The organism is Limosilactobacillus alvi (assembly GCF_016900115.1).
Classification (GTDB): Bacteria; Bacillota; Bacilli; order Lactobacillales; family Lactobacillaceae; genus Limosilactobacillus; species Limosilactobacillus alvi.
Window position 1 is genome coordinate 1 of sequence record NZ_JACJJQ010000053.1, and the last position, 8,342, is coordinate 8,342.

At 41.4% G+C, this 8,342-nt stretch carries 10 protein-coding genes; 5 read left to right on the plus strand and 5 right to left on the minus strand.

Features of this window, described 5'->3' with window-relative positions; genetic code table 11:
* Positions 1-193 precede the first annotated feature (193 nt).
* Genes H5993_RS08505 through H5993_RS08515 form a run of 3 tightly spaced genes read right to left on the minus strand, consistent with a single transcriptional unit; the run spans position 194 to position 2,441 of the window.
* Positions 194-382, minus strand: a complete 189-nt coding sequence (locus tag H5993_RS08505; RefSeq protein ID WP_204777034.1) for a hypothetical protein — start codon at positions 380-382, stop codon at positions 194-196.
* Positions 366-716, minus strand: a complete 351-nt coding sequence (locus H5993_RS08510) for a hypothetical protein (protein ID WP_204777035.1) — start codon at positions 714-716, stop codon at positions 366-368. The genes H5993_RS08505 and H5993_RS08510 overlap by 17 nt, the downstream gene beginning before the upstream one ends.
* Before the next feature lie 18 nt (positions 717-734).
* Positions 735-2,441 carry an NFACT RNA binding domain-containing protein gene (locus H5993_RS08515; RefSeq protein WP_204777036.1) on the minus strand — a complete coding sequence of 569 codons (1,707 nt, stop codon included), beginning with the start codon at positions 2,439-2,441 and terminating at the stop codon, positions 735-737.
* Positions 2,442-2,641: 200 nt separating this feature from the next.
* Here H5993_RS08515 and H5993_RS08520 point away from each other — a divergent pair, with 200 nt between their 5' ends.
* The 4 genes from H5993_RS08520 to preA all read left to right on the plus strand — a co-directional run bounded on the left by H5993_RS08520 (position 2,642) and on the right by preA (position 6,247).
* Positions 2,642-3,517, plus strand: coding sequence for a DegV family protein (locus H5993_RS08520; RefSeq protein ID WP_204777037.1), 876 nt, complete (start codon positions 2,642-2,644; stop codon positions 3,515-3,517).
* Positions 3,518-3,723: 206 nt separating this feature from the next.
* Entirely contained in the window at positions 3,724-4,023 is a 300-nt protein-coding gene (locus tag H5993_RS09610; protein ID WP_275087014.1) for a hypothetical protein, read from the plus strand.
* Between the two features lie 27 nt (positions 4,024-4,050).
* Entirely contained in the window at positions 4,051-4,965 is a 915-nt protein-coding gene (locus tag H5993_RS08525; protein WP_275087015.1) for an FAD-dependent oxidoreductase, read from the plus strand.
* The gene (preA, locus tag H5993_RS08530) at positions 4,958-6,247 is read left to right on the plus strand and encodes an NAD-dependent dihydropyrimidine dehydrogenase subunit PreA (protein ID WP_204777038.1); all 1,290 of its coding nucleotides are present in this window, start codon (positions 4,958-4,960) and stop codon (positions 6,245-6,247) included. The genes H5993_RS08525 and preA overlap by 8 nt, the downstream gene beginning before the upstream one ends.
* 60 nt (positions 6,248-6,307) lie before the next feature.
* Here the strand turns inward: preA and H5993_RS08535 are convergent, their stop codons facing one another.
* Entirely contained in the window at positions 6,308-6,685 is a 378-nt protein-coding gene (locus H5993_RS08535) for a HesB/YadR/YfhF family protein (RefSeq protein WP_204777039.1), read from the minus strand.
* Between the two features lie 79 nt (positions 6,686-6,764).
* The gene (locus H5993_RS08540) at positions 6,765-7,421 is read right to left on the minus strand and encodes an HD domain-containing protein (protein ID WP_239458058.1); all 657 of its coding nucleotides are present in this window, start codon (positions 7,419-7,421) and stop codon (positions 6,765-6,767) included.
* 114 nt (positions 7,422-7,535) lie between these two features.
* Between H5993_RS08540 and H5993_RS08545 the strand changes: the two genes are divergently transcribed.
* The gene (locus tag H5993_RS08545; protein ID WP_204777040.1) at positions 7,536-8,066 is read left to right on the plus strand and encodes a GNAT family N-acetyltransferase; all 531 of its coding nucleotides are present in this window, start codon (positions 7,536-7,538) and stop codon (positions 8,064-8,066) included.
* The last annotated feature ends 276 nt before the right edge of the window (positions 8,067-8,342 follow it).

Sequence of the window (8,342 nt, forward strand, 5' to 3'; positions counted from 1 at the left end):
AGGCCACCCACGTTGGGCAGCCTAAACTAGACCAATTTAGCCTTAAAAATTCTATCAGTACCAGTTGACGAAGAGCCAAAAAAGCAGAGACTGGGAAGAAACTCGTGTTTTTCCCAGTCTCTTGCATCTTCAATCCCAATGTTACTCAAAAACTACGGTCAAAAGGTAATTAGCAAATGCGTTAGCTAATTCGCTACTTCTCGGGTTTACTAAAGTGAAGATCATCATCGTTAGTTTCTTGCTGATTTAATTTTGCTGTATGGTCAGATAAGAGAAAACCGCTCCATTTTTCAATGCCTGGATCCTCATACTCAGTATCGAAAAAATGTTGGGCGACCCGGTGGGCAGTTTCATCATCGTAAAATTTAATTGTCTTCTTCATGGTTAACTGTTTGATTGGCTTTGTCTAGGTGATATTCGTCCCGAATTTGATTAATTCGGGTTGCAGTTGCTAAGCAAAGCATGAAAGCAATTGCCCATACTGTTAACATCGTGACGAAGGGGAGTAAGTTCTTGGTAAAATACGAAACGATTAACCCAGGAATTGCTAAAATAAAGGCGGCTCGTCGAATGTAAAGATGCATTACGTAACGTTCAATGAGCTTAAGCCCAAAATTATAAATTTTGGGCTCGGCAGTTTCAATTACCTTTAATTCTTGTTCGAAGATTGGTAATTGTTTGGCAATTTGAAATTTATTGATAATTGATAGCGCCATAGTTTTCCTCCAACGCAGTTATTGATTTTTAGAGTTTATGCTCCTTGGGGCAACTGGATCAACAGTTAAGGTCGTTTGTCCCCGGAAGGTGACAAAACCTGGTTTAGCGCCACTTGGTTTGTGCAGAGCTTTGATTGGCAAATAGTCAACTTGCACGTGGGTGGAATTTTGCCCTTTTGAGAAGTAGGCAGCAATTTGGGCGGCTTCCATGATGGTTTGTTGACTTGGGTTGGCGTCACGAATAACAACGTGGGAACCTGGGATATCCTTAACGTGAAACCAGAGATCATTTTTGTTAGCAATTTTAAAACTAAGCCGATCATTTTGGCGATTATTTTTCCCAACTAAAATTAATGTGCCATCAGTAGCATAATATTCACTTGGTTTTGCCGCCGGGACTTTCCGCTGTTTTTTCCCTTTTCGATGATGCGGTTTGAGATATCCTTGCTCGACTAATTCAATTTTGATTTCTTGTACGTCTTTCGGAGCTGCCACTGCAATTTGACTAACAATTCCCGTTAAGTAATCCAGCTCAGCTTGGGTGAGACGAAGTTGTTCATGATCATATTCAATCGAGGCTTTTAGTTTGTTGTAGCGGGTAAAGTAGCGTTGGGCGTTTCGGGATGGTGAAAGCTCAGGAGAAAGTTCAATTTCTAGTGGATGGTTCTCATCGTAGAAGTTTGGCAAGGTAATCTTAGTTGCCCCTGGCTTAACTTGCCCCAGGTATGTGGTTAAAATTTCACCCCGAATCCGGTAAAAATCAGCTTGATCAGCTGCAGCTAATTCTTTTTGAAGCTTCTTTATCTTCCGTTGATCCTTCTTAATCTCGGTATTTACAATTTTTAAGACTTGACCCGCTAGTTCTTTTGTCCGATCATGTTCGGCTTTATGAGCGTAAAAATGATCTAATAGCGCTGATAAGGATTCAAAATTGTTGATTTGAGTGATTGGCGTTGCCGTTGGCTTAAGGGCCCAAAAGTCCTGCTTGCTATTTGTAAATTCGATCAAGGTTGGTTCTGGATGATCAAAGGCTTTTAGAAATTCAGTATAGGTTTGAGGTAAATTGTCGCTGGCTAAGAGACGGTTAGCCAGCTCCTGGGCCAAGTTAGTTGATAATCCTTGATAGGTTGCTTGAAGTTGATGAGCTAAATCACTAACTTCTGAGTAAGTCTTAACCAAGGTCGGATATTTTGAGTTTGGTAAGTACGGATTTGTCCGTTCTTGTTTAGGAGGCATTCGCCAAGTAGACCCAGGTAAAATGGTCCGAAACCGATTCTGGTCACTTCCAACGTGTTTAAGGGCATCAATAACTTTTCCGGTGTTTTGATTAACCAGGGTTGCATTACTATGGCGAGCCATGATTTCAACGTAGAGAACTAAATCTTCAGTATCTCCCAACTCATCCCGAGTAGTGAAGTGAAAAGTAACTACCCGGTCATTTTCAACTTGTTCAATTTTGGTGAGAATGGCCCCTTCCAAGTATTTCCGCATGGTCATAGTAAAGTTGCTGGGAACTGCTGGATTTTGGTAGGGAATTTTTGTTAATTGAAAGCGGGGATAAGCGGGATTAGCAGAGATTAATAACCGTTGATTCTTCCGGTGGGCCCGGATAACCATGATCATTTCATTTGGATAAGGTTGGTTAACCCGCATTACTCGGCCGCCAGTTAAAGATTGGTTGAGTTCAACAACCATTGCGTGGGTAAAAAATCCGTCAAACGCCATTGGAATACGCCTCCTTTAAAATCACTAATTTACATTATACCGTTTTAAGAGATGCTAAACAAATTAGGCAGAACTGCAAAGAAAATTTTTGAGGGAATTGTTTTATCACGTATTCTATGGTATGTTTACTACTATGTATATGTAGGTTAAAACCTAATTCGGAACAAATACGAAAGAACGATGAGTTGGAGGATTTGCATATGAAAATCGCTGTTGTGACGGACAGCACCGCCTACCTGACAGATGAAGAAGCGCGTGAAAATAATATTCGGGTTGTCCCAATTCCTTTGATTATTGACGGCCAAAGTTATCGGGAAGGGATCGATATTACGACCGAAGACTTCTACCAGAAGTTACAAACAACGAGTTCTTTTCCAAGTACTTCGCAACCCCCAATTGGTCAATTAATGGAACTTTATCAATCCCTTGCCGACGAAGGCTATGATACTGTAATTAGTATCCATTTGACGGCGGCTATCTCGGGCTTGTTAAATACGATTGGTCAATTGGCGGAGGAAATGAAGGAGACAATCAAAATTATTCCCTTTGATTCTCACTTAACGGTTAAAATGATGGGGTATCTAGCAATAGAGGCAGCCCAACTAATCAAAGCTGGTAATGATTTAGACACAATTTTAGAAAAGTTAAAGGCATATCAGGATACCTTTAACAATGTCTTCGTTGTTGATGACTTACAAAATCTGGTTCGGGGAGGTCGACTTTCCAACGCTTCAGCTTTTGTGGGTTCGATCTTAAAGATCAAGCCGCTCTTGACGATGCACACGGCTAACTACTCAATTGAGGCTTTTGAGAAGGTTCGTTCAATGAAAAAAGCTAAGTTACGGTGTGAGCAAATTTTTGCGGAAGATCTTGCCAAGCTGGATTATCCAGTGCAAGCAATGGTAATTCATGCTAATGCTCAAGAAGCGGGTCAAAAGTGGCTTGACCACTTACAAGCAACCTATCCACAAGTTCGGTTTGAACTTTCATACTTTGGCCCGGTAATTGGTACTCACCTTGGTCAAGGTGCACTTGGGTTGACTTGGATGCAAGATACGTCCAAAAAGCCATTGTAATAATTTAATTTAAAAATGGTCGGTTCAGAAATTTCTGTCCGATCATTTTTATTTTTTTAACAGTTATTAAATAATTGAATAATAACGTCAATATAACAAAATATATAATTTTGGAATGATTAATAATTCTATCTTGTGCTTACCTTCACAAAAGTTAAAATGAAGTTAGTAAAGCATTTTACGAATATACTAAGGGAGGGTGCAAAATGAAAACAGCTTATCAAACGGAATCAAAGGGTTATACCTTCTCGACCGCAATGCAAGAAGCCGCTCGGTGCTTGTTGTGTGAAGATGCACCATGTTCAAAGGCTTGTCCAGCGCAGACTGATCCAGCTCGTTTCATCCGGAGTTTACGGTTTAATAACGTTAAGGGAGCAGCAGAAACGATTCGGGAAAACAACGCACTAGGGGCGGTTTGTGCACGGGTTTGTCCAACGGAACGCTACTGTGAATCGGCATGTACCCGGGCAAAAATTGATCATCCAATTAATATCGGGGGCCTGTAACGGTTTATTACTGATATAGAACAAGAGATGGGGATGCAAATCCTAAAAGCTGGTAAGCCAACCGGTCAAAAAGTTGCTATCATTGGTGCTGGTCCAGCGGGACTTCAAGCCGCCACAACTTTACGGCAATATGGGGTTGCCGTTACGATTTTTGAGGAGCACCCCAAGGCTGGGGGCTATTTAACCTATGGAATCCCTGAATACCGGCTTCCCCAAGAAATTGTCGATTATGAAGTTAAGCGAATTATCGACCTTGGGGCTGAAATCAGATGCAACATTAAAGTTGGTAAGGACATCTCCTTTGATCAATTAAAGGCTGATTATGACGCTGTTCTAGTAACTGTTGGAAACAGTAAAGCCAAGACCTTACCGATGTTTGAACATAATATTTGCACTGAATCAGCAATTTCCTTCCTTGCACGGGTTAAGAATGGGGAACTTCAAGAGAACGAATTACCTGATCATATTTTGGTTATTGGTGGTGGGGATGTTGCAATGGACGTTGCCACAACCTTGAAAAAACTAGGCGTTTCATACGTTACGGACGTTGCATATGAAGAATTTAACGAATTTAAGGCTTCTAAAAAAGAATTAGCTGGGACCCGTAAAGCTGGTGTCACTTTGATTGATGGCTATGTTCCAACCAAAGTAGCGACTAACGTTGTTACTTTCAAACACCGGAAACTCGATGCTGAGTTGACAATTAAGGCGGATAAAATTATTTACGCAGTTGGTCAAACAAGTGACTTAACGGGTCTTAAGATTGATTTACAACATAGCGAAAGCCAACTCTGGTCAGCTAAGTATGAAACTAAGGATGCAAAAGTCTTTGCAGCTGGAGATTTAGTTGATGGTGACCAAACGGTTGTTTTTGCCGTCCAAAAAGGAAAAGAAGCCGCCAGAGTAATTATGAATACGCTAGGGGGTGTAAATCATGATTAAAAAAGATTTAAGTGTAGATTTTCTTGGAGTTCATTTTGAAAATCCGTTCTGCCTTTCTTCATCGCCAGTTGGCAATTGTTATGAGATGTGTGCCCGAGCTTATGATGCAGGCTGGGGTGGGGTAGTTTTTAAGACAATTGGCCCTGCAGACTTCAAAGTAGACGAAGTTTCCCCTCGATTTGATGAATTAACTAAGGAAGACACACCATTTGTGGCCTTTAAGAATATGGAACAGATTGCTGAACACCCGCTTGAAGAAAACCTTGCCGATCTGCGAAAATTAAAGACTAATTACCCTAATAAAGTTTTGATTGCTTCAATTATGGGTCGAAATGAAGCTGACTGGGAAGATTTAGCTCGTCAAGTAGAAGACGCTGGAGCAGATATGATTGAAATGAATCTTTCCTGTCCACAGATGACCTCACATTCGATGGGAGCGGATGTTGGGACCAATCCAAAACTTTGTCAGAAATACTGTGAAGCTGTTAAGCGTGGGAGCAAACTACCGATGATGGCGAAGATGACACCAAATATTACTTCCATGATTCCGGTGGTAAAAGCCTGCATGGCTGGAGGAGCCGATGGGATTGCGCTAATTAATACCGTTAAATCAGTTGCTAATATTGACTTAGAAAAGAAGGTCGGGCTCCCAATTGTTAATGGGAAATCGTCGGTTTCTGGTTTATCCGGGAAAGTAGTCAAGCCCATTGCGCTTCGTTTCCTTCAAGAAATTCGGTCTGCCGCTGGTTTGGAACAAATTCCGGTTTCTGGAATTGGGGGAATTGAAACCTGGTCCGATGCTGCAGAATTTATCCTTTTAGGGGCGACAACTTTACAAGTCACCACTGCGGTCATGCAATATGGGTACCGGGTTGTTGAAGATATGAAAAACGGCCTCATGCACTACATGGATGAGCAAGGGGTTGACCACTTATCCGAGTTAGTTGGCCAGGCCACTAAAAACATCATTCCTGCCGAACAACTTGATCGAAATTATAAGGTTTATCCAAAAATTGATTGGGACAAATGTATCGGTTGTGGTCGGTGTTTTATCTCCTGTCAAGATGGTGCGCACCAAGCCTTAACTTGGGATGATGAAAAACGCCTCCCAACTTTTAATAAGGATAAGTGTGTTGGTTGTCAGCTCTGTGCTTTAGTTTGTCCAGTTCACGCAATTACCCTTGGAGTAGTTGAGACGAAGCCAGGGCGTAAGGGTGATCCAAGCAAGGTAGACGTTGCTTCCCAACGATTACCAAGCGGAACTTTCCGTCATTTAGCGTAACGAAAAATGAGGCTAAGAGTCGCAATTAATGCGATGAACTTAGCCTCATTTTTTTAAAGTTTAGTTGGTGTTGCAGTCTGTGTGTTGACTTGCAGAAGCAACAGTATCAAGCTTGCTTCCATCATTTGGGGTGAAGTAGAAAGAAGGCCCATCAATGGATGGATCATAATCGATTTGGGCATCAAGTCCTTCGAAGAACCAGTAATCGGAAGATTGGACATAGAAGTGAATTCCATCGATTTCAGTATCAATAACCGGGTTGTTTGGGTGGTCACACCGCGCTAATCCAGCCGAAAAACCAGAGTGGGCGTTCGTTGACCCGTAAACCTTACCAAAGAATTTTACCCCTTGACCTGTTTTTAAGTGCATATCTTCCTTAAACCATTGAATAATCCGGGGACTTAAATTAAGTTTTGAAAGTGGTGCATTTTCTGCCATAGTGTTATCTCTCCTCGTAATCGCTTCCAATTTGTAAGCTTAGGATATCACAGTTTTTTAAATTGAAAAAGTCTTTCGCTCAGGCTTCTCCTTCCCACTCGGCCAAAAAACGATCAATAAACTGATGCATAAAGGCCTCGCGTTGTTGGGCAATTTTTTTGGCACTTGGGGTATTTAACATTGTTGCTAGTTTAAAAAGCTTTTCGTAGAAATGATTAATAATGGTTTCGTGATCGAGATTTCGATACTCAGCCTTATTAATCTGTATGCGGGGGGCAATCTTTGGATCATAGATGATTTGATGATGTTTACCGCCATAATAAACTGCTCGGATGATTCCGGTTGCGCCCAAGGCGTCTAGCCAATCTGCGTCTTGGGCAATTTGACCTGCCAAGGATAATTGAGGACGTTGGCCTCCAAGAGTACTAGCAAAGGACATTTGAGTGATGGTTGCCATAATCTCTGCTTGTTCAGCTGGTTGGTAGGCTTGATCCTGTAAAAAGGTTTTTACGTCCGCTTTTGCTTTTTCCACATCATCGATTAACTTGTCATCGATGATGTCGTGTAAGTAACTAATAGTGACTGGGAGGAAAGGATCAATTCCTTCCTCCTTAGCAAGGTGAGTAGCAAGTTGGGCGACCCTGCGGAGATGGTCCATTCCGTGACCAGTAACATCATCACCAAGTTTACTTTGGGCAAAGTTGATTACGGCCTTAATTTGTACTTCGTGGTTCAAAAGACTCCTCCAATCGAATTTACTTTTAGACAGATTGCTTGTTTTTGCTTTTAATTTCGTGTTATGTTGTTATAACATGTTTTGAAACTAAATGAAAGCGAGGGTGTTAGATTAATGCACTTAACAAAAGCATCGATGGATGATTTAAATCGGATTGTTGAAGTTTTGGAAGATGGGAAAAACCAACTTGCCGAGCGAGGAGTTGATCAATGGCAGGGGGACTATCCAAATCCAGAACAAGTTAAGGCGGATATTACAAATGGCTTTGCCTACTTAGTTCACGATTCGGATCATGAAACGGTTGGGGTATTCTCAATTCTTCCCGCACCAGATCACGCATATGATGAATTAGATGGTAAGTGGTTACTAAAGACGGATCGGTATCTAACGATTCACCGGGTGGCAATTTACTCTGACCATGCTGGTAATGGCTATGCCTCACGTTTGTTTAGGGATGTGATTGATTTTATTAAGATTCACCGGGAAGATATTGTTTCCTTACGAATCGATACGCATGAGGATAACCACGCAATGCAACACCTCATTGAAAAGTTTGGCTTTCAGCGTGTTGGCACCTTGCACGGGGTTTATCGGCCAGAAGAAACCAGTTATGTTTACGAAATGCTTACCCAAAAAACAAAGTAGGATAAGTTTAGTAAAACTCGGAATTTAAAAAATAGATCAGCAAAATACGAACGAGAGACTGGGAAGTAATACAAGCTTCTTTCCAGTCTCTCGTTCATCTCCGGATGTTACTCAGTAACTACAGTCAGCAGTGGCCAAGCAAGTTAGTTGATTTGCGCAATCTGCTTGCCGTTTGCCTTATTTCTTTTTACCTTTCCTAGGAGGCTGGGAATTAACTATTATTTTCTAGCTTCTAACTAAGAAAATGCGAACTATGATTTTTGATTTAATCAAAAA

Bases quoted from the DNA above. Each gene is read 5' to 3' on its own strand.
- H5993_RS08505 (WP_204777034.1), bottom strand. From the start codon at position 382: ATGAAGAAGACAATTAAATTTTACGATGATGAAACTGCCCACCGGGTC.
- H5993_RS08510 (WP_204777035.1), bottom strand. From the start codon at position 716: ATGGCGCTATCAATTATCAATAAATTTCAAATTGCCAAACAATTACCA.
- H5993_RS08515 (WP_204777036.1), bottom strand. From the start codon at position 2,441: ATGGCGTTTGACGGATTTTTTACCCACGCAATGGTTGTTGAACTCAAC.
- H5993_RS08520 (WP_204777037.1), top strand. From the start codon at position 2,642: ATGAAAATCGCTGTTGTGACGGACAGCACCGCCTACCTGACAGATGAA.
- H5993_RS09610 (WP_275087014.1), top strand. From the start codon at position 3,724: ATGAAAACAGCTTATCAAACGGAATCAAAGGGTTATACCTTCTCGACC.
- H5993_RS08525 (WP_275087015.1), top strand. From the start codon at position 4,051: ATGGGGATGCAAATCCTAAAAGCTGGTAAGCCAACCGGTCAAAAAGTT.
- preA (WP_204777038.1), top strand. From the start codon at position 4,958: ATGATTAAAAAAGATTTAAGTGTAGATTTTCTTGGAGTTCATTTTGAA.
- H5993_RS08535 (WP_204777039.1), bottom strand. From the start codon at position 6,685: ATGGCAGAAAATGCACCACTTTCAAAACTTAATTTAAGTCCCCGGATT.
- H5993_RS08545 (WP_204777040.1), top strand. From the start codon at position 7,536: ATGCACTTAACAAAAGCATCGATGGATGATTTAAATCGGATTGTTGAA.